General features: G+C 71.0%; 28 protein-coding genes. 13 read left to right on the top strand and 15 right to left on the bottom strand.

The window, feature by feature from the left end:
- Positions 1 to 101 precede the first annotated feature (101 nt).
- Positions 102 to 533, top strand: coding sequence for a VOC family protein (locus IW248_RS17215; protein ID WP_196927821.1), 432 nt, complete (start codon positions 102 to 104; stop codon positions 531 to 533).
- A gap of 113 nt (positions 534 to 646) precedes the next feature.
- Here the strand turns inward: IW248_RS17215 and IW248_RS17210 are convergent, their stop codons facing one another.
- The 8 genes from IW248_RS17210 to IW248_RS17175 form a co-directional block, all read right to left on the bottom strand.
- Positions 647 to 1,273 (bottom strand): dihydrofolate reductase family protein, encoded by a 627-nt coding sequence (locus IW248_RS17210; protein ID WP_196927820.1) that lies wholly within the window; start codon positions 1,271 to 1,273, stop codon positions 647 to 649.
- Positions 1,270 to 1,746: an SRPBCC domain-containing protein gene (locus tag IW248_RS17205; RefSeq protein WP_196927819.1), complete on the bottom strand. Its 477-nt coding sequence runs from the start codon at positions 1,744 to 1,746 to the stop codon at positions 1,270 to 1,272. Before IW248_RS17205 ends, IW248_RS17210 begins: the two co-directional genes overlap by 4 nt.
- On the bottom strand, positions 1,743 to 2,081 hold the full coding sequence (locus tag IW248_RS17200; RefSeq protein WP_196927818.1) for an ArsR/SmtB family transcription factor: 339 nt from the start codon (positions 2,079 to 2,081) through the stop codon (positions 1,743 to 1,745). Before IW248_RS17200 ends, IW248_RS17205 begins: the two co-directional genes overlap by 4 nt.
- A gap of 159 nt (positions 2,082 to 2,240) precedes the next feature.
- A complete protein-coding gene (locus IW248_RS17195) occupies positions 2,241 to 3,059 on the bottom strand; it encodes a hypothetical protein (RefSeq protein WP_196927817.1) in 819 nt (272 codons plus the stop codon).
- Between the two features lie 171 nt (positions 3,060 to 3,230).
- Positions 3,231 to 5,300 carry a 3-hydroxyacyl-CoA dehydrogenase NAD-binding domain-containing protein gene (locus IW248_RS17190; RefSeq protein WP_196927816.1) on the bottom strand — a complete coding sequence of 690 codons (2,070 nt, stop codon included), beginning with the start codon at positions 5,298 to 5,300 and terminating at the stop codon, positions 3,231 to 3,233.
- On the bottom strand, positions 5,297 to 6,493 hold the full coding sequence (locus IW248_RS17185) for a thiolase family protein (RefSeq protein ID WP_196927815.1): 1,197 nt from the start codon (positions 6,491 to 6,493) through the stop codon (positions 5,297 to 5,299). The genes IW248_RS17190 and IW248_RS17185 overlap by 4 nt, the downstream gene beginning before the upstream one ends.
- A 263-nt stretch (positions 6,494 to 6,756) precedes the next feature.
- Positions 6,757 to 8,100, bottom strand: coding sequence for a ribonuclease D (locus IW248_RS17180; protein ID WP_196927814.1), 1,344 nt, complete (start codon positions 8,098 to 8,100; stop codon positions 6,757 to 6,759).
- 208 nt (positions 8,101 to 8,308) lie between these two features.
- A complete protein-coding gene (locus IW248_RS17175; protein WP_196927813.1) occupies positions 8,309 to 8,881 on the bottom strand; it encodes a DUF3000 domain-containing protein in 573 nt (190 codons plus the stop codon).
- Between the two features lie 137 nt (positions 8,882 to 9,018).
- On the opposite strand from IW248_RS17175, the gene hemE reads away from it, so the two are divergent.
- The 3 genes from hemE to hemQ are packed head-to-tail and all read left to right on the top strand — an operon-like array spanning position 9,019 to position 12,230.
- Positions 9,019 to 10,116: a uroporphyrinogen decarboxylase gene (gene hemE / locus IW248_RS17170; RefSeq protein ID WP_196927812.1), complete on the top strand. Its 1,098-nt coding sequence runs from the start codon at positions 9,019 to 9,021 to the stop codon at positions 10,114 to 10,116.
- Positions 10,117 to 10,122: 6 nt separating this feature from the next.
- Positions 10,123 to 11,532, top strand: coding sequence for a protoporphyrinogen oxidase (gene hemG, locus IW248_RS17165; RefSeq protein ID WP_196927811.1), 1,410 nt, complete (start codon positions 10,123 to 10,125; stop codon positions 11,530 to 11,532).
- The gene (gene hemQ, locus IW248_RS17160) at positions 11,529 to 12,230 is read left to right on the top strand and encodes a hydrogen peroxide-dependent heme synthase (protein ID WP_124815204.1); all 702 of its coding nucleotides are present in this window, start codon (positions 11,529 to 11,531) and stop codon (positions 12,228 to 12,230) included. The genes hemG and hemQ overlap by 4 nt, the downstream gene beginning before the upstream one ends.
- Before the next feature lie 154 nt (positions 12,231 to 12,384).
- Here hemQ and IW248_RS17155 read toward each other — a convergent pair whose 3' ends face one another.
- The 4 genes from IW248_RS17155 to IW248_RS17140 all read right to left on the bottom strand — a co-directional run bounded on the left by IW248_RS17155 (position 12,385) and on the right by IW248_RS17140 (position 14,925).
- Positions 12,385 to 12,873 (bottom strand): GNAT family N-acetyltransferase, encoded by a 489-nt coding sequence (locus IW248_RS17155; protein WP_196927810.1) that lies wholly within the window; start codon positions 12,871 to 12,873, stop codon positions 12,385 to 12,387.
- A 92-nt stretch (positions 12,874 to 12,965) separates the two neighbouring features.
- The gene (locus tag IW248_RS17150; protein WP_196927809.1) at positions 12,966 to 14,048 is read right to left on the bottom strand and encodes a lytic polysaccharide monooxygenase auxiliary activity family 9 protein; all 1,083 of its coding nucleotides are present in this window, start codon (positions 14,046 to 14,048) and stop codon (positions 12,966 to 12,968) included.
- A 118-nt stretch (positions 14,049 to 14,166) separates the two neighbouring features.
- The gene (locus IW248_RS17145; RefSeq protein WP_196927808.1) at positions 14,167 to 14,622 is read right to left on the bottom strand and encodes a GNAT family N-acetyltransferase; all 456 of its coding nucleotides are present in this window, start codon (positions 14,620 to 14,622) and stop codon (positions 14,167 to 14,169) included.
- A 42-nt stretch (positions 14,623 to 14,664) separates the two neighbouring features.
- Positions 14,665 to 14,925 carry a metallothionein gene (locus IW248_RS17140; protein ID WP_091400670.1) on the bottom strand — a complete coding sequence of 87 codons (261 nt, stop codon included), beginning with the start codon at positions 14,923 to 14,925 and terminating at the stop codon, positions 14,665 to 14,667.
- Between the two features lie 155 nt (positions 14,926 to 15,080).
- Between IW248_RS17140 and IW248_RS17135 the strand changes: the two genes are divergently transcribed.
- The 3 genes from IW248_RS17135 to IW248_RS17125 all read left to right on the top strand — a co-directional run bounded on the left by IW248_RS17135 (position 15,081) and on the right by IW248_RS17125 (position 16,907).
- Positions 15,081 to 15,356: an isoamylase early set domain-containing protein gene (locus IW248_RS17135; protein ID WP_196927807.1), complete on the top strand. Its 276-nt coding sequence runs from the start codon at positions 15,081 to 15,083 to the stop codon at positions 15,354 to 15,356.
- 108 nt (positions 15,357 to 15,464) lie between these two features.
- Positions 15,465 to 16,205 carry a lytic polysaccharide monooxygenase gene (locus tag IW248_RS17130; RefSeq protein WP_196927806.1) on the top strand — a complete coding sequence of 247 codons (741 nt, stop codon included), beginning with the start codon at positions 15,465 to 15,467 and terminating at the stop codon, positions 16,203 to 16,205.
- Positions 16,206 to 16,268: 63 nt separating this feature from the next.
- Complete coding sequence (locus IW248_RS17125; RefSeq protein ID WP_196927805.1) at positions 16,269 to 16,907, top strand: DUF305 domain-containing protein; 639 nt, start codon at positions 16,269 to 16,271, stop codon at positions 16,905 to 16,907.
- A 26-nt stretch (positions 16,908 to 16,933) separates the two neighbouring features.
- On the opposite strand, the gene msrB is transcribed toward IW248_RS17125, so the two are convergent.
- Positions 16,934 to 17,338: a peptide-methionine (R)-S-oxide reductase MsrB gene (msrB, locus tag IW248_RS17120; RefSeq protein WP_124819879.1), complete on the bottom strand. Its 405-nt coding sequence runs from the start codon at positions 17,336 to 17,338 to the stop codon at positions 16,934 to 16,936.
- 47 nt (positions 17,339 to 17,385) lie between these two features.
- On the opposite strand from msrB, the gene ligD reads away from it, so the two are divergent.
- Positions 17,386 to 18,423 carry a non-homologous end-joining DNA ligase gene (gene ligD / locus IW248_RS17115; protein WP_196927804.1) on the top strand — a complete coding sequence of 346 codons (1,038 nt, stop codon included), beginning with the start codon at positions 17,386 to 17,388 and terminating at the stop codon, positions 18,421 to 18,423.
- Between the two features lie 28 nt (positions 18,424 to 18,451).
- Here the strand turns inward: ligD and IW248_RS17110 are convergent, their stop codons facing one another.
- Together IW248_RS17110 and IW248_RS17105 are read right to left on the bottom strand one after the other, a co-directional pair.
- A complete protein-coding gene (locus tag IW248_RS17110) occupies positions 18,452 to 18,907 on the bottom strand; it encodes a MarR family winged helix-turn-helix transcriptional regulator (protein ID WP_231396338.1) in 456 nt (151 codons plus the stop codon).
- A complete protein-coding gene (locus IW248_RS17105; RefSeq protein ID WP_307788014.1) occupies positions 18,904 to 19,752 on the bottom strand; it encodes an MBL fold metallo-hydrolase in 849 nt (282 codons plus the stop codon). Before IW248_RS17105 ends, IW248_RS17110 begins: the two co-directional genes overlap by 4 nt.
- 82 nt (positions 19,753 to 19,834) lie before the next feature.
- Between IW248_RS17105 and IW248_RS17100 the strand changes: the two genes are divergently transcribed.
- The 5 genes from IW248_RS17100 (at position 19,835) to IW248_RS17080 (ending at position 21,981) form a co-directional block, all read left to right on the top strand.
- On the top strand, positions 19,835 to 20,464 hold the full coding sequence (locus tag IW248_RS17100) for an HIT family protein (protein WP_196927802.1): 630 nt from the start codon (positions 19,835 to 19,837) through the stop codon (positions 20,462 to 20,464).
- Entirely contained in the window at positions 20,461 to 21,063 is a 603-nt protein-coding gene (locus IW248_RS17095; RefSeq protein WP_196927801.1) for a YdeI/OmpD-associated family protein, read from the top strand. The genes IW248_RS17100 and IW248_RS17095 overlap by 4 nt, the downstream gene beginning before the upstream one ends.
- A gap of 62 nt (positions 21,064 to 21,125) precedes the next feature.
- On the top strand, positions 21,126 to 21,605 hold the full coding sequence (locus IW248_RS17090) for a DUF2975 domain-containing protein (RefSeq protein ID WP_124819875.1): 480 nt from the start codon (positions 21,126 to 21,128) through the stop codon (positions 21,603 to 21,605).
- The gene (locus IW248_RS17085) at positions 21,605 to 21,820 is read left to right on the top strand and encodes a helix-turn-helix domain-containing protein (RefSeq protein WP_030336216.1); all 216 of its coding nucleotides are present in this window, start codon (positions 21,605 to 21,607) and stop codon (positions 21,818 to 21,820) included. The genes IW248_RS17090 and IW248_RS17085 overlap by 1 nt, the downstream gene beginning before the upstream one ends.
- Positions 21,817 to 21,981 carry a hypothetical protein gene (locus IW248_RS17080; RefSeq protein ID WP_196927800.1) on the top strand — a complete coding sequence of 55 codons (165 nt, stop codon included), beginning with the start codon at positions 21,817 to 21,819 and terminating at the stop codon, positions 21,979 to 21,981. Before IW248_RS17085 ends, IW248_RS17080 begins: the two co-directional genes overlap by 4 nt.
- Positions 21,982 to 22,055: the final 74 nt, after the last annotated feature.

Below are 22,055 nucleotides of genomic sequence, written 5' to 3'. Positions count from 1 at the left end.
GTTCGGGCGCTGATCGCCCACTCGAAGGGGAAACCAGTTCCTGCGTGGTGCGCTGCGCCCGGACACGGGGCCGCACCACGTCACCACCGTGGAGGACCACTGTGAGTTCGACGATCCACAACATCAGCATCGACTGTCACGACACGTACGCCCTGGCTGGCTTCTGGGCGCAGGTCTTCGACTGCCCGCGGCACCCCGACGACTTTCCCGGCGACCCGGAGGCGATGCTCCTGCCGCCGGGTGGCCCGGAGGTGCTGTTCATCGCGGTGCCCGAGGGCAAGACGGTGAAGAACCGGCTGCACCTGGACCTGCAACCCGCTGATCGGACCCGGGCCGAGGAGGTCGAGCGACTGCTCGGCATCGGCGCGACGTTCGTCGCCGACCACGTCGGCCCGACCGGTGGTGGTTGGGTGGTGCTCGCCGACCCGGAGGGCAACGAGTTCTGCGTGCTCGGCAACGCCGCCGAGCGGGCGGCCGCGGCAGCGGCGCGGGCCGCGGCGCTCGCCACGTCGGAGGTTGCCGAGTCGGCCTGACCGCCGACATACGGCACGGGGCCCCGGCTACCCGAGGGGTGGCCGGGGGCCCGGCTCCACGCTGCTGGGACCGCGAGAATCAGGCAGTGACTGGCCGTCTCGTGGCGCGGTGACTAGACGAAGGTCGTCGCGCCCTGGTATTCCGCCACCGGGGCGGCGCCGACATGCTCGTACTCGAGCAGGAGCAGACCCTTCGCCGTCGCTTCGTGGTGTACCAGTCGGAGGCCGACGGGCGCATTCGGATGGTCGAGCAGTCGACGCCCGGAACCGGCCACGGTGGGGGCCACGACGATTCGGAGTGTGTCGACGAGGCCAGCTGACAACAGAGCCTTGCCAAGTCGGGCGCTGCCGTGAATCTGGAGCTCCCGTCCTGGCTGCGCCCTGAGCTCTCCGACGGTGCGGATCGGGTCGCCGTGGAGCACAGTCGTCGGGTGCCAACTACCCTCCGCCAGGGTGTTGGTCACGACGTACTTGGGGAGCGAGTTCATCCGTTCGGTGAACGGATCGTTCGGGTCGGTGATCTGCGGCCAGTCGCGAGCGAACGCCTCGTAGGTCCGCCGTCCGAGCAGCAGACCGTCGGCGAGACCCAACCAGTCAGAGGTGCGGCGGACGAAGACCTCGTCCAGGTAGGGCACGAGCCAGCCACCCCGGGTGAAGTCGCCACTCGTGTCCTCGGTCGGCGAGCCGGGCCCCTGGCTGACGCCGTCGAGAGTGACGAACTCGGTAAGGACGATCTTCACAGCGCCCCCTGGCTCTCGGTGAGCCCGGCGAGTTGTTCGGTGACCGAGCCCCAGCCGTCCGCGAAGCCGATCTTCTCGTGAAGGTCACGAGCGGCGGGATCACCGTGGCGGACGATGATCCGGTAGTCAGTGCCGTCCGGATGGTCCTTCATGGTGATCTCCGCGGTCATCGCAACCGGGGTAGGGTTCGCGGGCCGCCAGGCGCTGTTGATCACGTTGGTGAACACGATCCGTTCGAGGTCGTCGACGACGAGGAAGCACGCGTCGAGGTGCGGGACGAACTCCACCCCGTCGTCGCTCAGCCGGGTCACGAGTGCGCCACCGGGCCGGACGTCCAAGCGATCGACGCGGCACAGGGACGGCGCCGGTATCCACCACTTCTCGAAGCGGGACGGGTCGGTCCAGGCGCTCCACACGGCGGTGCGAGGGGCGCGGATAACCCGCGCCATGGTCAGGTCCAGGTCCGGATTCACTGCTGCCTCTCCTGCTGATCGGTGACGAGGTGTTCCAGGCGATCCGTGCGCTCTTCCCAAATCCGGCGCTGCTCGGCGAGCCAGTCGTCGACGACGGCGAGGCGGTCGCGGTTGAGCACGCAGGTGCGCACCCGGCCGGACTTGGTCGTGTGGATCAGTCCGTTCGACTCGAGCGTCTGCACGTGCTTCATGAACGAGGGAAGGGTCATCGAGAATTCGCGGGCGAGGTCGCCGACGCTCGTCGGACCGTGGCCGAGGCGTCGGATGACCCAGCGCCGGGTCGGGTCAGCGAGGGCGACGAACACGCCGTCGAGCTGCGCCGAATACTGTGCCATGCGGCTAAGTGTTCCCGGGGATGACACTTAGCGCAAGGGCAAAGTATTGGCGACCTCGGTGGATGGCTGCCATGACGACAGCGGCCGGTCGGTGCGCTCCAGGAGAAGCAACGGGGCCCCGGCCACCAGAGGGTGGCCGGGGCCCCGTTCACGTACGGATCAGGACTGCTGCTCGACCTGGCCCCGGATCGTGGTGAACTCGGCCTTCGCCTGGTCGGCGGACTTGAAGTACATCACCACCATGCCCAGACTGCCCCGGTCGGCCCAGACGCAGATGCCCAGCGGCACGGTTTCGGCTGTGCCGTCGCCGCAGCGCGCCTCACCGCCGAGCGGGCCGGCGTCGACCGCCGTCATCTTGTCCACCGTCAGCTGCTTGGACAGCCCGTCCACATAGGCGTCGAGATCCTTCTTCGGGTCCGTCAGCAGCGCGGACACGGCCGCGATCATGACGAGGTCCCGCTTGGTCGGGTCGCCGTAGAAGGCGGCGACAGTGCTGGTCTGGTTCTGCGCCCCCGACTTCATCTCGTTGACCGCCTGGTCGGCGGCCGTCTGGAGCTCCGGGTTGGTGAGCTTCGGCCGGCCGGCGAGGGTGGCCGGCGCGACCACCCGGGTCTTGCTGGCATCCACGACGGCACCCACGTCGTCCTTGACGGCGAACCAGGTGATCGCCACGCCGCCGACGCAGAGCACCAGCACCACGGCCAACACGATCAGCACGATCTTGCCGACGTTCGACTTCTTCGCCGGGGGTGGGCCGCCGACCAGGTTCGGGTCACCGTACGGCTGACCAGGCTGCGCGGGTGGGAAACCAGGCTGCGCGGGTGGGAAACCAGGCTGCGCGGGTGAGAAGCCACCGGGCTGCTGCGGCTGTCCCTGCTGCTGCGGCGGCGGCCAGCCGCCAGGCTGCTGGCCCGGCTGCTGCGACGGGTCGGGGGAATCGTGCGGCGGGCCGTAGGGATTGGCCGGCGGCTGGGACATCAGTCAGCTCCAAGATGGGGTTGCAAAACGCGTGATCTTAACCCGGCGCGGAGCCCGCCGTTGTCCCCGCGGCGACTCGCACCCGGCGATCGCCTGATCACAAACGGTCACGGTGGCCGGCCCGTCCACGAGGGACAGTCCGACCACCGCGACGGTGGTGCTGCGATCTCCTCAGGCCGGCAGGCTCGCCGCGCCAAGCGGCAGGAACCGCTGGCCGGTGACCCGCTCGGAGGTGCCGGTCCGATCCAGGTACGGCGTGACGCCGCCCAGGTGGAACGGCCAACCGGCGCCCAGGATCATGCACAGGTCGATGTCCTGCGCCTCGGCGACCACACCCTCGTCCAGCATCAGCCGGATCTCCTGCGCGAGCGCGTCGAGGGCGTTCTGGCGTACCTGCTCCGCGGTCAGCGGCTGGTCACCGACCACGAGCAGCTTGGCGACCTCTTCGTTGACCTGGTCGTCGACCACGATCGGTTGGCCCGAGTCGGCGATCCGCTTGAGGTTCTCGCTGACGGAGAACCGGTCCGGGTACGCGGCGTGCAGGGTGCCGCCCACGTGGTACGCGACGGCCGGCCCGACCAGCTGGAGCAGGGCGAGCGGGCGCATCGGCAGGCCCAGCGGGTCCAGTGCGCTGTTCGCCACGTCCAGCGGGGTGCCGGCGTCGACGGCGGCGAAGACGGTGCCCAGGAAGCGGGTGAGCAGCCGGTTCACCACGAACGCCGGAGCGTCCTTGACCAGCACGCTCGACTTCTTGAGCTGCTTGCCCACGGCGAACGCGGTCGCCAGGGTGACGTCGTCGGTCCGCTCGCCCCGGACGATCTCCAGCAGCGGCAGCACCGCCACCGGGTTGAAGAAGTGGAAGCCGACCACCCGCTCCGGGTGCTCCAACTCGGCGGCCATCTCGGTGATCGACAACGAGCTGGTGTTGGTGGCGAGCACCGCCTCCGGAGAGACGATCTTCTCCAACTCGGCCCAGACCTGCTTCTTGACGCCCAGGTCCTCGAAGACCGCCTCGATGACGAAGTCGGCATCCGCGAAGGCGCTCTTGTCGACAGTGCCGCTGACCAGGCCGTACAGCTTGGCTGCGGTGCCCTTGTCCATCCGGCCCTTGATGACGGCCTTCTCGATCTGGGTGTGCACGTAGCCGACGCCCTTGTCCACGCGGGACTGGTCGAGGTCGGTCAGCACCACAGGCACCTGGAGGCGACGAGCGAACAACAGCGCCAACTGGCTGGCCATCAGGCCCGCACCGACGATGCCGACCTTGGTGATCGTCCGAGCCAGGCCCTTGTCCGGTGCGCCGGCCGGGCGCTTGGCCCGCCGCTGCACCAGGTCGAACGCGTACAGGCCGCTGCGCAGCTCCTCGGAGAAGACCAGGTCCGCGAGGGCCTCGTCCTCGGCGGCGGTGCCGGCGGCGAAGTCACCGTCCTTCGCCGTCTCCAGCAGGTCGAGCGCCTTGTACGCGGCCGGGACCGCGCCGTGCAGCCGCTGGTTCAGCGTCTCCCGGGCGAAGTAGAGCACGCCCGCCCACATGTCCTTGTCGACCTCGGGTCGGGTCACTGTGACCTGACCCCGGACCACACCGGCGGCCCACTCCAGGGACCGCTCCAGGAAGTCCGCCGGCTCCAACAGGATGTCCGCGATGCCCAGCTCGGCCGCCTGCTTCGGCTTGAGCATCTTGTTCTGCATCAGCGGGTTCTGAATGATCACCTGGGTCGCGGCGGGGATGCCGATCAGGTTCGGCAGCAGCTGGGTGCCACCCCAGCCGGGCACCAGGCCGAGGGAGACCTCGGGCAGCGCGAGGGCCGCCGCGCCGCCGGAGAGCGTCCGGTAGTGGCAGTGCAGCGCCAGCTCCAGGCCACCGCCCATCGCCGCGCCGTTGACGAACGCGAACGTGGGGACGGTGCTGTCCTTGAGCCTGGCGAAGACCCGGTGGCCGAGCCGCCCGATCTCCAGCGCCTGCGCGCGGTCGGCGAGCTGCGGCAGGCCCACGATGTCCGCGCCCACGCAGAAGATGTACGGCTTGCCGGTGACCGCGATGAACGCCGGGTCCGCGGCGAGCGCGGCCGTGATCGCCTCGTCCAGGCTGGCCAGCCCACCCGGGCCGAAGGTGTTCGGCTTGGTGTGGTCGAAGCCGTTGTCCAGCGTGATCAGGGCGGCGGGCCGGTCCAGCCCCGGCACGTTCACCTGGCGCAGCAGCGCCCGGGTGACGACCTCGTTCGGTGCGGCCAGTGCGCTCACTTGTCGCCCTCCGTCCAGTGCGGGTTCTCCCAGATGACCGTGCCGCCCATGCCGATGCCGATGCACATCGCGGTCACGCCGTAGCGGACCTCGGGGTGCTCGGCGAACTGGCGGGCCAGCTGCGTCATCAGCCGTACGCCGGAGGAGGCCAGCGGGTGACCGATGGCGATCGCACCGCCCCACGGGTTGACCCGCGCGTCGTCGTCGGCGATGCCGAAGTGGTCGAGGAAGGCGAGCACCTGCACGGCGAACGCCTCGTTCAACTCGAACAGGCCGATGTCGTCGATGCTGAGCCCGGCCAGGCGCAGCGCCTTCTCCGTCGACGGGATCGGGCCGACGCCCATCACCTCCGGCTCGACTCCGACGAAGCCGAACGACACCAGCCGCATGGCGACCGGCAGGCCCAGCTCGCGGGCGGTGGCCTCGTCGGCCAGCAGACTCGCGGTGGCGCCGTCGTTCAGGCCGGCCGCGTTGCCCGCGGTGACCTTGCCGTGCGGGCGGAACGGGGTCTTCAGGGTGGCCAGCTTCTCCAGCGACGTGTCCCGCGGGGCCTCGTCCACAGTCGCCAGACCCCAGCCGCCCTCCGCGTCGCGGATGGACATCGGCACCAGGTCGTCCTGGAGCTTCCCGTTGGCGTACGCCTTGGCGGTCTTCTGCTGCGAGGCGAGCGCGAACGCGTCGGTGCGTGCCTTGGTGATGTGCGGGACCAGGTCGTGCAGGTTCTCCGCGGTGGAGCCCATCACCAGCGCGGACGGGTCGACCAGCTTCTCCGCGATGATGCGCGGGTTGGGGTCGACGCCCTCACCCATCGGGTGGCGGCCCATGTGCTCGACCCCACCGGCGATGGCGATGTCGTACGCGCCCATGGCGATGCCGCTGGCCACCGTGGTGACCGCGGTCATCGCCCCCGCGCACATCCGGTCGATGGCGAAGCCGGGAACGGTCTTGGGCAGCCCGGCCAGCAGGGCGGCGGTGCGGCCGATGGTGAGGCCCTGGTCGCCGATCTGGGTGGTGGCCGCGATGGCGACCTCCTCGACCCGCTCCGGGGGCAGCTGCGGGTTGCGACGCAGCAGTTCCCGGATGCAGCGGATCACCAGGTCGTCGGCGCGGGTGTTGACGTACATGCCACCCGCCTTGCCGAACGGGGTACGGACGCCGTCGACGAAGACGACGTCGCGAACTTCACGGGGCACTTGAGCCTCCTATTCGACCGTGATTCGGCCTTCGTGCCGGGCGGCACGGAGGACCGAACGATGGTCGCCGACACGGGCACGTTTCCCTCGGATGCTACTCGCCAGTAACCAACCCCGTCCCCACCCCTGCCTGTGGCCCACCCCACACCCCACATCCCACCTACCCCACCACCCGGTTGATCATGAGGTTGGCGGGGCTGTGGATCTCCTGGAGGCCCGTCAACCTCATGATCACCCTGAGCTTGGGTGGGTGGGTGGGTGGGTTAGGGGAGGGGGGTTGGGGTGGGGGTGGGGGTGGGGGTTAGGGCTTCGGTCAGGTCGGGGTTGAGGAGGGCGATCTGCCACTCGCGGGCGTTGAGGCCGCGCAGGGTCTCCGCTACCGACTCCTCGGTGATCTCTTCGGGTGGGGTCCAGGCCAGCCGGCGGACCGAATCCGGAGTGATCAGATTTTCCGGCGGAAGGTTGTGCTCACCGGCGATGCGGATCACGACCTCCCGGGAGCGGGCCAGCCGACCAGCCGCCACCGGGTCCCGTTCCGCCCACCGGTGCGGCGGGGGCGGACCCTCCACGGCCGGCGAGACCGGCAGGGAATCGTCCGGCAGTTGCCGGGCGTCGTCGAGCGCGGCGAGCCAGGTGCGGGCCAGCCGACGGACCGACCGACCACCGAAACCGGGCAGGGTCAGCAGGGTCTTCTCGTCCTTCGGGTCCAGCTCGGCAGCGGCGATGATCGCCGAGTCGGGCAGCACCCGACCGGGAGCGGCGTCCCGCCGGGCCGCGATCTGGTCCCGGGCATACCACATCGAGCGGACCCGGGCCTGGGCCCGAGCCCCCCGCAGCCGGTGGATGCCCGAGGTGCGCCGCCACGGCTCCGCGCGGACCCGGGGCGGGCGGGCGCCGGTGCGGACCAGCGCGGCGAACTCCTCCGCGGCCCAGGCCGACTTGCCCTGCCGGGTCAACTCGGCGTCCAGCGCGTCGCGCAGGTCGGTGAGCAGCTCCACGTCGAGGGCGGCGTACGTCAACCACGACTCGGGCAGCGGTCGACTCGACCAGTCGGCCGCCGAGTGGTGCTTCTCCAGGGTGAACCCGAGCAGCTGCTCGGTGAGCGCGGCCAGCCCGACGCGTTCGAAGCCGGCCAGCCGAGCCGCCAGCTCGGTGTCGAACAGTCGGCGCGGACGCAGCCCCACCTCGGCCAGGCAGGGCAGATCCTGGCTGGCCGCGTGGAGGACCCACTCGGCCTCGCCGATCACCGCGTCCAGCGCGCTGAGGTCGGGCAGGGGCAGCGGGTCGATCAGCGCCGTGCCCGCACCGGCCCGGCGCAGTTGCACCAGGTACGCGCGCTGGCTGTAGCGGTAGCCGGAAGCGCGCTCGGCGTCCAGGGCGACCGGGCCGGTGCCCGCCGCGAAGCGGGCCACGACCTCGGCGAGCTCGGCCGGGGCGGCCACCGGATCGGGGGTGCCGTCACGCGGGGCGATCAGCGGAACGGGCCCACCGTCGGCCGGGTCGGCCCCCTCGCCCGCCGGCTGCGGCTGGGCCGACGGCGGGTGCTGGGGTGCGTTTCCCGGAAGTTCTTCGGTGGGCCGACGGCGCAGGGGTGGTTCGTCGGTCACCTGCCAACCCTAGTGCGCGCGGAGATCCGGCGGGTGCAGCCGGTCCGGCGTGTGTCGGTCAGGTGTCCACAAGATGTCCTCGGTCTCCCGCTCCCACCCGGTCGATCATGGAGTTGTGGTGCCCCACAAATGCCGCACGGAGTCGCATCTCGCCCACCACAACCCCAAGATCGACGCAGACGGGGGTGGGGTGGGGTGGGAAAGCGGGTCAGGCTGCGCCGGCGGGGCGGCGGTCGGCGAGGGCGGTGACGCCGGGTGGGGGGAGGCCGGCGGTGGAGGCGAGCAGTGCGCACCAGCCGAGCAGGTGTGGGGTCAGGTCGTCGTCGATCGGCGTCCAGGACGCGCGGATCTCGATGTCACCGATGGTCGGTGGCCCGGCGAGATCGCCGAACCGGGTCGACATGGTCTGCGTCACCGTCCCGCCGATCGCCCGGTGGCCGGCGTCCTGGGCGTCCAACGCGTCGGTCAGCCACGTCCAGCCGACCCCGGGCAGCAGCGGGTCGGCGGCCAGGTCGACCTCCAACTCGGCGGTCACATAGGTGACCAGCCGCAGCGTGCCCTGCCACGCCTCGTGCCCGACCGGGTTGTGCAGCAGGATCAGCCGGCCGGTCGCCACCTCGTCGTCGTCGCGCAGCACTGTCGCGGCGAGCGCGAACGCGTACGGGGCCAGCCGCTGGGGGGCACCGACCTCCTCCAGGGTGATCTCCGGCCGGGGAGCGGCCGACCGCAGCCCGGCGACCGCGCGGGCGAACGTCTCCGGGAGCGCGATCGGGGGGGCCATGTCGGCAGCCTATGCCGACGCCCGCCGCCCGCTTCGACGGCGCGCCGACGCTCGCGAGGGGCACCGGGCGTAAGGAACGGTGCCCTTCCTCTCACCCCCACCCGGTTGGGGGTGGTGGGCGTGGCACGATTGCGGCGATGACCACGGACACCACGGGCACTGTCGCCCGAGACGGAGATTCCCGCCCCGGCGGACCGGCCGACTCGCCCTTCATTCGGGCCTGCCGACGTCGGCCCGTCCCGCACACCCCGGTCTGGTTCATGCGCCAGGCCGGCCGCTCCCTTCCGGAGTACCGGGAGATCCGGGCGAGCGTGCCGATGCTGGAGTCCTGCCGCCGCCCGGAGCTGGTCACCGAGATCACCCTCCAGCCGGTGCGCCGGCACGGCGTGGACGCGGCAATTCTGTTCAGCGACATCGTGGTGCCCGTCGCCGCGGCCGGGATCGACCTGGACATCGTGCCGGGCACCGGCCCGGTGGTCGCCGAGCCGATCCGCACCGCCGCCGACGTGGAGCGGATCCGCCGGATCACCCGCGACGACGTCTCGTACGTCGACGAGGCCGTCCGGCAGTTGGTGGTCGAGCTGGGCGACACCCCGCTGATCGGCTTCGCCGGTGCGCCGTTCACGCTGGCCAGCTACCTGGTCGAGGGCGGGCCGTCGCGCACCCACGCGAAGACCAAGGCCCTGATGTACGGCGATCCTGAGCTGTGGCACGCGCTCTGCGCCCGGCTGGCCGAGGTGACCCTTGCCTTCCTGCGCGTGCAGATCGAGGCCGGCGTCTCCGCCGTGCAGCTGTTCGACTCGTGGGCCGGTGCGCTCTCCGAGGCCGACTACCGCCGCTTCGTGTTGCCGCACTCGACAGCCGTGCTGAGCGGGCTGGTGGGCACCGGGGTGCCCCGGATCCACTTCGGGGTGGGCACCGCCGAGCTGCTCGGCGCGATGGGCGAGGCCGGGGCCGACGTGGTCGGCGTCGACTGGCGTACGCCGCTGGACGTTGCCACTCACCGGATCGGCCCGGACAAGGCGGTGCAGGGCAACCTGGACCCGTCCGTGCTGCTCGCGCCGTGGCCGGTCGTGGAGGCCGAGGTGCGCCGCATCCTGGAGCAGGGTCGGGCCGCCCCCGGGCACGTGTTCAACCTCGGCCACGGGGTGCTGCCGGAAATCGACCCGGAGGTGCTGACCCGGGTGGTCGCGCTGGTGCACGAGCTTTCCAGCCGCCGGGCCGACCAGGGCTGACCGGCGATGCGGCAGCCCTGGCGGGTGGCGGTGGTCGGCGGCGGGATCGCCGGGCTGGCCGCCGCGGTCCGCTTGCGCGACCGCGCACCGGCCGGCACCGAGATCACTGTGTACGAGCAGTCCGGCTCGCTGGGCGGAAAGCTGCGCACCGGCGAGCTGGCCGGCCAGCCGGTGGAGTTCGGCGCGGAGTCGTTCCTGATGCGCGACCCGACCGGCGCCGAGAGCGCGGCGGTGGCGTTGGCCCGCCGGCTCGGACTGGCCGAGAAGATCGTGCACCCCACTGTGGGGCAGGCCGCGCTGGTTATCGACGGGGGGCTGCGCCCCATCCCGGGCGGCACCCTGGTGGGCGTACCCGGGGATCTGGATCGGGTGACCACTGTCGCCCGCCCGGCCGCGGACGCCGACACCGACGGCGGTCGGCCGCTGGTCGGGCCCGACGCGGACGTCTCGGTGGGTGCGCTGGTCCGGTCCCGCTTCGGGGACGAGGTGGTCGAACGACTGGTCGACCCGATGCTGGGCGGCGTGTACGCGGGCCGCGCCGACGATCTCTCCCTGGTCACGACGATGCCGGCGCTGGCCCGCGCGGCCCGGGTGGAGCACACCCTGGTCGGCGCGGTCCGGGCCGCGCAGGCCGCCGCGCCGCGTGCGCCCGGCGCCCCGGTCTTCGGCACCCTGGCCGGCGGGCTGAGCACCCTGGTCGAGGCGGCGGTGACGGCCAGCGGCGCAACGGTACGGCGGGACGCCGCGGTGCGCGAGTTGACAGCTACCGGCACCGGTTGGCGGCTCACCGTCGGCCCGACCCGGGACCCGGAGATGGCGGACGTGGACGCCGTGGTGCTGGCGGTGCCGGCGCGACCGGCGGCGCGGCTGCTCGCCGGCCCCGCGCCGGTGGTGGCGGCGGGTGTCGGCGTGCTGGACTACGCGAGCGTCGCGCTGGTCACCATGGTGTTGCCGCAGCCACGACTGCCCGAGCTGTCCGGCTTCCTGGTGCCGAGCACCGAGGGCCTGCTGATCAAGGCGGCGACCTTCTTCACCACCAAGTGGGGGCATCTGCGCCGGCCGGACGGGTTGGCGTTGGTGCGTGCCTCGGTGGGCCGGTACGGCGAGGAGGCGCACCTGCAGCGCCCCGACGCGGACCTGGCGGCCACCGTGCACCGAGAGCTGTCGGCGGTGCTCGGCACCCCGCTGCCCGCCCCGGTCGACGGGCACGTGCAACGGTGGGGCGGTGCGCTGCCGCAGTACGCGCCGGGGCACGCCGACCGGCTCGCCGCCGCGCGGACGGCGCTGCGGGCCACGCACCCCACACTGGTTCTCGCCGGCGCCGGCTACGACGGCGTCGGCATTCCGGTCTGCGTCCGCTCCGGCGAGACGGCGGCCGAGGAGATCATCACAGCACTGGGAGGATCGGCGAGATGACCGAGCAGACCAACGCGGCCCGGTTGCGGGAGCTGAACGACAGCATCCGCTACACCATGTGGTCGGTGTTCCGGGCCAGCTCCCCGCTGCCGTCGCTGCGGGACAACGTCACGAGCGAGGTTGTGTCCCTCTTCGACGAGCTGGCCGGCAAGGACGTCGTGGTCCGGGGCGTCTACGACGTCTCCGGGCTGCGCGCCGACGCGGACGTGATGATCTGGTGGCACTCCGCGTCCCCCGACGCGCTCCAGGACGCGTACCTGCGGTTCCGTCGCACCACGCTGGGCCGGGCGCTGACCCCGGTGTGGTCGCAGATGGCGCTGCACCGGCCGGCGGAGTTCAACAAGAGCCACATCCCGGCGTTCCTGGCCGGCGAGGAGGCCCGCCCCTACATCTGCGTGTACCCGTTCGTCCGCTCCTACGAGTGGTACCTGCTGCCCGACGCCGAGCGGCGCGAGATGCTGGCCGAGCACGGGAAGATGGCCCGGGGCTACCCGGACGTGCGGGCCAACACGGTCGCCTCGTTCGCGCTCGGCGACTACGAGTGGATGCTCGCCTTCGAGGCCGACGAACTGCACCGGATCGTCGACCTGATGCGGGACCTGCGCGCCTCCGGCGCCCGCCGGCACGTCCGCGAAGAGGTCCCGTTCTACACCGGCCGCCGCCGCTCGGTGGCCGAGATCGTCAACTGCCTGGTCTGACACCCGCCGGCCGGCGCCGCACCCCCCGCCCCCTCCCCGCGATCTTGCATTTTCTGTCCCGACGAAAAGGGCATAAGTCGCGATCCGGCGACCGAAAGTGCAAGATCGCGGGAGGGAAGGGGCGGGGAGGGCACGGGGGGCGGGTAGGGCGTGGTTAGAGGGTGCGTTGCATTACCTGTTCGTGGCCTACGCCGTCGGGTAGGAGGTCACCCAGCTCGTCGGTCTGCGTGAAGCCGACGCGCTCGTAGAGGGCCTTTGCGGGCGTGTTGTCCGGCATGACGGTGAGGCGCAGCCGGTCGGCGCCGCGCTCGCGGGCGCAGCGCGCCACCTCGTCCACCAGGCGGTCGCCGACACCCTTGCCGCGGGCGTCGGGGTGCACCCACATCGAGATCAGGTCCATCACCAGAGGGTCCGCCGTGGGCACGCCGCTCGACATCCCGACCGGACTCCCGTCCAGGACGGCTACCAGGTTATGTGAGCCGGGGATGCTCAGTCGGTCGCGCCAGCGTTGCTCGCGGTCGCCGTCGCCCTGCCAGTCGGCGAGCCGGGAGCCGAACGCCCCCGGCGCCTCGCTGAGGGCGGCCAGCCGCAGCTCGCGCCAGGTGGGCCAGTCATCGGGGGTGAGCACCCTGATCTCGATCATGCGGGGATGGTGCCCGGACGGACCGTCCGGCACCACCGCATTTCCCGCCGGCCGGCGCCGCACCCCCGCCCGGGTGCGGCGCCGGACGGGGGTCAACTGGTCGTCGTGCAGGAGACCAGCGGAACCGGGTTGCTGCCGTTCCACGAGCCGAGGAATCCGAACGTGGTGCTCGCGCCGGCGGCGAGGGTGCCGTTGTTGTTGGTGTTACGTGCGGTGACCAGCGTGCCGTTGGTGCTGACCGTCGCGTTCCACGACGAGGTGACCTGCTGGCCGTTGCCGTAGTTCCAGCTCACCGACCAGCCCTGGGTGGGTGAACCACCGGCGGTCACCTTCACGTCGGCCTGGAAGCCGCCGGACCACTGACCGGTCACCTGGTACGTCGCCGTGCAGGCACCGGCCGGCGGCGGGGTGGTCGGCGGGGGAGTGGTGGGCGGCGGGGTCGTCGGCGGGGGATCGGTGGGTGGGGTGGTCGACCCGCCGCCGAAGTCGACGTCGCTGCACAGGTAGTACGACTGGTCCAGGTGGCTGGCCTGCCAGACGGTGTAGACGATGTGCCGTCCGGTGCGGCCTTGCGCGCTCACCGGGATCTGGATCGAGACACCACTGGGGTCCGGGCTCCACTGGGAGGCGGGGGTGTTGCCGATCTGGCCCGCCAACTCCAGGTTGCCCCAGCCGAGTGGTTGGCTGGCTGCGTTGAAGCCCTGCTTGGTCACGTACACCCGGATGTAGTCGGCGCCGTGACGGGCCTGGTCGACGAAGCGGAGCCGGAAGTTGTTCGACACCGCTGTGGTCTTCCAGGCGCCGATGGTGTCCAACGCGTTGTAGCGCGGGCTCTGGGTGCGTCCGCCGCTGCAGAGTTGGCCGTCGGGAACGGCAGCCTGGTGGTTGCCCCCCACACCCTCGCGGTACAGGCCGTTCCAGTTCCACATGGCGGCGGGGTCGGCCTGCCAGGCCTGCCAGCACATCGGGTCCTCGGTGGCCATCCGCGGGTTCTGGAAGTCGCTGCCCCAACGTTGCCAGCAGCCGTAGTTACGCGAGGCCGGGTCGACGACCGAACCGTGCGCCGAGGCGGGTTCGGCCCGCATGGCGGTCACTGCGGTCGTCAGAAGGAGCGTGGTGGTCGCCACGATGGCGAACAGCCAGAGCACGCGTCGTGATCGGGTGAGAGTGGACATGGAGCCCCCGGGGGGATGAGGTCGGACGTCGACACCCGGATCGCCGGGAGTTGCCCACTCCCGCGCCTAATCGCTGGCTCCCGCGATGGCTCTACCCGGCACCATGCCAGGCGGATAGTCAGACGTCAATGACATCGCGCCGCATCGGGGTGTGCGGGATGCCGTCCTCGACGTACTCCGGGCCGCTGACCGCGAAGCCGTGCCGGCCGTAGAGCGGGACCAGGTGCGACTGGGCGTCCAGCACGCAGGGTCGGTTGCCGATCACCTCCAGCGCCGCCGTCATCAGCCGGCCGGCGTGCCCACCGCCGCGCGCCGTCGGGGCCACCACCACCCGACCGATCCTTGCGACGCCGTCCGGGTCGGCCAGAATCCGCAGGTACGCCAGCGGCGCGCCGCCGTCGGTGAGCCAGAGGTGCCGGGTGCCCGGTTCGACGTCGCGCCCGTCGAGCTCCGGGTACGGGCAGTTCTGCTCCACCACGAACACGTCGATGCGCAGCTTGAGCAGGTCGTGGAAGGTGCGGGCGTTCAGGTCGGCGAAGGAGGCCGTCCGGAGCTCGGTGGTCTGCTGGGGCATCCGCCGATGGTAGGTCGGGCGGGTCGACGTGGTGTCCGCCGGTCAGGCTGGGCGGGCGCCGACGGCGTCGCGGATCTCGGCTCCGACCGCGCCCTCCACGGCACGGGCGCAGTGCGCGCAGCAGAAGAAGCGGCCGTTGACCTCGACGCCGTGCCCGACGATCTTGACCTGACAGTGCTCGCAGATCGGTGCCATGCGCTGGATCGCGCACTCGAACGAGTCGAAGGTGTGCACGTCGCCGCTGACGGTGTGCACCTCGAACGCCATCCAGTAGTCGTTGCCGCAGACCTCGCAGGTTGCCACCGAAAACCTCCGTTAAGTGAACAAGTGCCTACAGAATCCCTCAGGTTGCCCCGACGTGGGGCGGAACGTCGATGCCTCACCCCGTCGGCGGCGTGTCGGCGTCGGCGTGTTGCCCGTTGTGCCGGGTGAACCGCCGCAACCCCCGGAGGATCACCGTGATCAAGCGCAACAAGCTCTTCGGCAGCCAGACCCGGGTCACCTTCTGCCTGCCCCGCGATGTCCCGCCCGGCCCGGTGAGTGTCGTCGGCTCCTTCAACGGCTGGCAGCCGGGACGGCACGAGCTGGTGGCCCGCCGCGACGGCACCAGGACGGTGACCGTGAAGTTGCCGCCGGGGGAGTACCGCTTCCGCTACCTCGGCACCGGCGGCGTCTGGTTGGACGACGAGTCGGCCGACCAGGTCGACGACCGGGGCAGCCTGCTCCGGCTCTGAGAAGAAAACTGTCGCCATCGATGGATTTATCGATGAGAGTCTTTACTGTTAACAATGTTTAAATTACCTTGAGGGCACCTCACCGGACCTGGAGAAGGAGCTGCCCCGATGCGTCGAAGAATCACCGTCCCGCTGGTGGCGGCGGGCGCCGTCGCCGCCACCCTCACCGTCGCCGCCCCCGCGCAGGCGCACGGCTACGTCTCCGCCCCACCGAGCCGGCAGGCGCTCTGCGCGCAGGGCCGGGTGCCCGACTGCGGGCAGATCAAGTACGAGCCGCAGAGCGTCGAAGGGCCCAAGGGCCTGCGCAGCTGCAATGCCGGAATCTCCCAGTTCGCCGTCCTCAACGACGACAGCCGGGGCTGGCCGGCCACCTCGGTGGGCAGCTCGCTGACCTTCACCTGGGTCAACACCGCCCGACACGCGACCAGCAACTGGGAGTACTGGATCGGCAACACCCGGGTCGGCGTGGTCAACGGCAACGGCCAGCAGCCGGGCGCCACCGTGTCGCACAACGTCAGTCTGGGCGGCTTCACCGGCCGGCAGAAGATCCTCGCGGTGTGGAACATCTCCGACACGGCGAACGCCTTCTACTCCTGCATCGACGTGCAGATCGGCGGCGGCGGGTCGAACCCGACCCCCACCCCCTCACCCACCCCGACCCCACGGCCCACCCCGACCCCCACGCCGACCAATCCGCCCGCGCAGGGCGGCACCTGGGCGACGGGTCGGGCCTACCAGGTCGGGGACCAGGTCACCTACGGCGGAGCCACGTACCGCTGCCGGCAGGCACACACCGCGATCCCGGGCTGGGAGCCGCCGAACGTACCGGCGCTCTGGCTTCAGGTCTGACCGCACGGGTGCGGCCCCTGGTCGCACCCGTGTCGCCGCTCTCGCGTGAACGGAGCAACAGGCATGCCCCGCCGTACCCCTCTGGCGTCTCTCGTTGCCGCTCTGCTGCTCACCGGAGCCTGCGCCGGATCGCCCACGTCGAGCCCGTCGGCCCTGCCGCAGTCGGCCCCCGCGTCCCCGGCCGGCTCGGTGGCGGTCGGGTCCGCGGGCGTCGGGTCCGCGGGCGCCGGGTCCGCGGGCGTCGGGTCCTCGGTCGAGGCGGACGCGATGAGCGGGATCGACGTGGTGTTCCTGAGCACCATGGTCGGGCACAGTGAACGCACCCTGCAGATCGTCCGGCTGGCTCGGGACCGGGTGCGCGACGAGGCGCTGCGCACCCTGGCCGCCGCCATCGAGGCGACCGAGGCCGACGAGCTGGCGGCGATGCGCGGCTGGTTGCCCACCGCCGGGCCGGCGGCCAGCGCGGCCGTACACCACCACGCCGGGCACGGCGACGACGCCGCGCTCGACCGGCTGCGGACCGCGCCGGACGCGGACGTTGACCGGGTGTTGCGCGAGGTGCTCGCCGACCACCAGCGATCGGCGGCCGACCTGGCCCGATCCCAGGTCGGCGTCGGCCGCAACGAGCGGGTCCGCGACCTGGCCCGGCGCATCGAGCAGTCCCGGGCCGCCGAGGTCGAGCTGCTCAGGGGTACGCCCTGAGTGCGGTTACGCCCCGAACGCCGGTATCACTGGGGTTCCAGCTTGATGGAGACCGAGTTGACGCAGTGCCTGGTGTCCTTCGGCGTGAAGCCCTCGCCGTGGAAGACGTGCCCGAGGTGACTGTCGCAGCGGGCGCAGCGGATCTCCGTACGGGCCATGCCGAGGCTGCGGTCCTCGATTTCCTTGACCCGGCCCGGGATGGCGTCGTCGAAGCTCGGCCAGCCGCAGTGCGAGTCGAACTTGGTGTCGCTGGAGAACAGCTCCAGCCCGCAGGCGCGACAGTGGTAGACCCCCTGGGTCTTCGTGTCCACGTACTCGCCGGTCCACGGGCGTTCGGTGCCGTGCTCACGCAGGACGTGGAACTCCTCGGGGGTCAGTCGGACCCGCCACTCTTCGTCGGTACGGGGCAGCTCGTTGTCGTCAAGACTCACCCTTCCACGGTACGTCGAACGTCGGGGGCGTGGCATAAGGTCGCGGGATGGGTGGCACCAAGGCTGCGGCCGCCGAGGTCGAGGTAGCCGGGCACACCGTCCGGCTGAGCAGTCCGGATCGGGTGATCTTCCCGCAGCGGGGGTTCACCAAGGCGGACGTCTTCCACTACTACCTCGCGGTCGGCGAGGGGATCATGCGCGCCCTGCGGGACCGGCCGACCACCCTGCAACGCTTCCCCGAGGGCGTCGAGGGCGAGGCGTTCTTCCAGAAGCGGGTGCCCACCCGTGGGGTGCCGCCCTGGGTGACGACCGCGCAGATCACCTTCCCGAGCGGTCGCAGCGCCGCGGAGCTGTGCCCGGCCGATCTGGCGCACGTGGCCTGGGCGGCGCAGATGGGCACCATCGTCTTCCACCCGTGGCCGGTGCGGGCCGCCGACGTCGATCGCCCCGACGAGCTGCGCATCGACCTGGATCCGCAGCCCGGCACCGACTTCGCCGACGCGGCGCGGGCGGCCGGCGAGGTCCGCGCGCTCCTCGACGAGCTGGGCGCGACCGGGTGGCCGAAGACCTCCGGCGGCCGGGGCGTGCACGTCTACCTGCGCATCCAGCCCCGCTGGACGTTCACCGAGGTGCGCCGGGCCACCATCGCGCTGGCCCGGGAGGTGGAGCGCCGCAACCCCGACCTGGTCACCACCGCCTGGTGGAAGGAGGAGCGCGGCACCCGCGTCTTCGTCGACTTCAACCAGATGGCACGCGACCGCACGATCGCCTGCGCGTACTCGCTGCGGGCCAACGCGCGGGCCACCGTCTCGACCCCGGTCACCTGGGACGAGCTGCCCGACGTCGACCCGGACGACTTCGACCTGCGCACCGTGCCGGCCCGGCTCGCCGAGCGTGGTGACCCGCACGCCGGCATCGACGACGCACCGTGGGACATCACCCCGCTGCTCGAGTGGGCCGACCGGGACGCCGCCGCCGGCCAGGGTGACCTGCCGTACCCGCCGGACCACCCGAAAATGCCCGGCGAACCCAAACGCGTTCAGCCCAGCCGCGCCAAGCGCTCTCCCGAGGAGGAGAGCGCCTGAGCGCCGAGCTATTTGTGCTCGCCGAGCATCACAGGCAGGACCCCGGGTCCACCGCCGTGCCGATGATCGCGAACAGCATTCGGCGGAACGTGTCGACCTCGGCCTGGCTGAACCCGGCCATCGCGTTCCGCTCCGCCTCCTCGCTGTCGTGGGCGACCCGCGCCCGTACCTCCTCGCCGGCGGTCGTGATCGCCGGGATGCGCAGCCGGCGGTCGTGGGGAGCGGAATGGCGGACGACGAGGTCGCCCTGCTCCAGTCGGTCCAGTTGAGTCATCAGGGTCGTCTTGTCGAGCCCCAGCGCCCTGGCCAGCTCGACCTGGGTCAGCCCGGGTGTCTTGTCGAGCGCGCTCAACACGATGTAGTCCCGCAGGTGCAGCCCGTGCCTCTCGGCCTGTTCGCCGGTCACCACGTGCATCCGTTGGGCGGCGCGGTGCAACAGCCAGGTGATCTCGGAGTCGAGTGACGGCGCTGGCCCTTCCGTCATCGCGCCGCACCGGCCAGGAGAGGAATTCCCTCGTAGGCGCGACCGTCGTGGGCGGGGACGACCTGCATCAGCTCGGTCAGCGCGGCCGATCGCCGGATGCCCTGCCGCACCTGTTCGGCGTCGCTGTCGGCGAGGGCCCGTAGCAGCCAGGGGCGTTCCACCAGCCGGTGGACTCCGTCCAGTTGCCAGGTCAGGTCGCCGATGAACGCGTAGCGCTTCCCCGCGGGAAGGGTCACGAACGCGACCACGGATCCCGTGGTGTGACCGCCGGCCAACGCCAGCACCAGAGAGCCGTCGCCGTGGACGTCGAAGCTCGCGGAGAAGCCGAGGTACGCGGGACCGTCGAAGCAGTACTCGCGGATCTCGTGGCCGGGCGAGACGGCCCGGAAGACCCTGCCGTCACCGTCTTTCGCGGCGTACTCGAGCTCGCCCCTGTTCATCCACACCGGGAGGTCGAGCGAGTCCAGGCCGCTCGCGTGGTCCCAGTGCGAGTGCGTCAGGAACACGCCGCGGAGTCTGGTGCGGTCGTAACCGCTGTCGTCGAGCTGCTCGCGCACCGTCCGGTTGCGCTGGAAGGGGGCACGGGCGAACCGCGGCTGCATGGCGACGTGCGCGGCGACGTTCGCCCCGAAGCCGGCGTCGATGAGGAAGTCGCCGTTCGGGTGCCGCACGAGGACGGCGGTAGCGGCGAACTGCCGCTTGTCACGGAACGAGCCACCCCTAACCGCGAATGCCGCTCGGGTCTCGTAGGTGCCGGTGGGGAGCTGGTAGATCGCCATGTCGGGCGGCGGCGTCGCCTCGGGGAGGGCAGCCGTCCACGGTTCGGGGGCAGGGAGGTTCTTCACCACTCGATCGTATGGCATCAGATCGTCTGACACCAGATGAACTTGGCGAATATGTGGATCTTGCCGTACTAGTCTGTGCCACATGGCCCTGCGACCGGACGAGTTCTACGACCACGCGGTCGCCGCCGCGGACGACGAGCGCCGCCTTCCCCTGGCGCGCATGACCGGATGGGAGATCAGCCCGTTCGACCCGGACGGGCTTCGAGTGGCGCCGCTGCGGCCGCCGGTGCTCCCGGAGCCGGCGCGGCACGGTGAGGATCCGTCAGACTGCGACACCTGCCGCGGTCGGGACGAAGGGATCTGGTTCAACGAGCGTTGGCGGTTGATCCGGGTCCCGCGCGTGGGTGTCCCGCTGGTGCTCATGCTGTTGCCGCGCGACCACCACGACATGGCGGATCTTCCCGACGAACTGGCTGCCGAGCTTGGGCTGTTGAGCACCCGGATCGTCCGCCACATACAGGCGCTGCCGCACATCTCGCGAGCTCACCTCTACCGCGTCGGAGATGGCGGCGCTCACCTGCACGTCTGGTTCTTCGCTCGGCCCGAGGGGCAGGCTCAGTTGTACGGGTCGTGGCTGGTCATCTGGGACGACCTGCTGCCGGAGTACCCAGCGGACGTGGCCGACGCGGACGCCGCGACGGTCGTGGACGCATTGATCGCCTCCCACGGCGGTCACCGGCTGTCGGACCCGGGGAATAGCCTGCCGGCATGACGAGTGCCGAGTTGGATGAGTTGGTCGTCACGGACGCTGACGCGTTGCGCGTGTGGTTGGCGGCCAACCACGGCACGTCGCCGGGCGTCTGGCTCGCCCTCACCAAGAAGGGCGGCACGGTCACGACGTTGACCTGGCAGCAGGCGGTCGACGAGGGTCTGTGCGTCGGCTGGATCGACGGGCAGGCGCGCAAGCGGGATGAGGAGTCGTCCTGGATCCGGTTCACCCCGCGTCGGCCCCGCAGTTCCTGGTCCCAGCGCAACGTGGGGCACGTGGCCCGGCTGGAGGAGCAGGGGCGGATGTTGCCGGCGGGCCGCGCCGCTGTGGACGCCGCGAAGGCGGACGGGCGGTGGGCTGCCGCCTACGCCCCGCCGTCGGAGGCGGAGGTGCCGGCCGACCTGCTCGCCGCCATCGCCGCCGAGCCCGCCGCTCAGGCCATGCTCGACGTGCTCACCAAGGCCAACCGGTTCGCTCTCATCCACCGCCTCAATGCCGTGAAGCGGGCGGAGACCCGCGAGCGCAAGATCGGCGAATTCGTCGCCATGCTGGCTCGTCACGAGACGTTCTATCCCCAGAAGGCGAGGCCGACGCTGCCGTGAGCGGAAGTCGGCGTTCCGAGTAACCGATTGACTTTCGATAGGTAACGAGCGAAACTCGATGCATGGTTACGGAGCATCGAGCGGTAGCCGCTCTCAGAGTCGTACTCGGGGTCCTGTTCGTGGTCCTGATCGGGTTCCAGACGTTCTCGCTGCCGGGGCAGTTCGCGCACATGGCCCAGGAGTCACCGGAGCACGCCTACCTCCGGTGGCCGTTGACCGCCGTGACGGTGTTCTGGGTTCTGTGCGTCCAGGTGGTGATCGTGTCGACCTGGCAGTTGCTCAACAAGGTCAAGAACGACCGGATCTTCACCGAAGCCTCCCTGAAGTGGGTCGACCTGATCGTGTGGGCCATCGGCGCGGGGTGGCTCGTGCTCGTGGGCGTGTTCCTCTACGTCGGCTTCAACGCGGACGACCCGGGCGCTCCGATCCTGCTGTTCCTGTTGACGATGGGTGTCACGGTGCTGGGGCTCCTCATGGTGGTCATGCGGGCGCTGTTGCGGCAGGCCACCACGCTGCGCACCGACATGGAAGCGGTGATCTGATGCCCATCGTCGTCCGCATCGACGTGGAGTTGGCCAAGCGCAAGATGAGCGTCGGTGAGTTCGCCGAGCGCGTCGGGCTCACCCCCGCCAACGTGGCGGTGCTGAAGAACGGCCGCGCCAAGGCGGTCCGCTTCAGCACCCTCGAAGCGATGTGCCGAGTGCTCGACTGCCAGCCCGGAGACCTGCTGGAGTGGGTCGAGGAGGAAACCCCGTGAAGTACATCCTGACCGTCGCCGCCATTCTCGTGGTCGCGTTCGGCGTCGCCGGCATCGTGCTCGGCGAGGCCGACGACTCGCCGGGCCTTCAGCTCCTGGGCGTCGTACTCGTGCTCGGCGCTGTGGCATTCGGCATCCGCAACCTTCGGGGCGGCAGTTAGGCGCCCAGGCGCGCGGGCCGGCCTGAGCTGACCCTTCTCGTAATAACGATCATGTAACGGGCGCGAACCTTTCC

The organism is Micromonospora ureilytica (assembly GCF_015751765.1).
GTDB lineage: Bacteria > Actinomycetota > Actinomycetes > Mycobacteriales > Micromonosporaceae > Micromonospora > Micromonospora ureilytica.
Note: the sequence above shows the minus strand (reverse complement) of the source record. Positions and strands in the feature narration are given on the sequence as shown.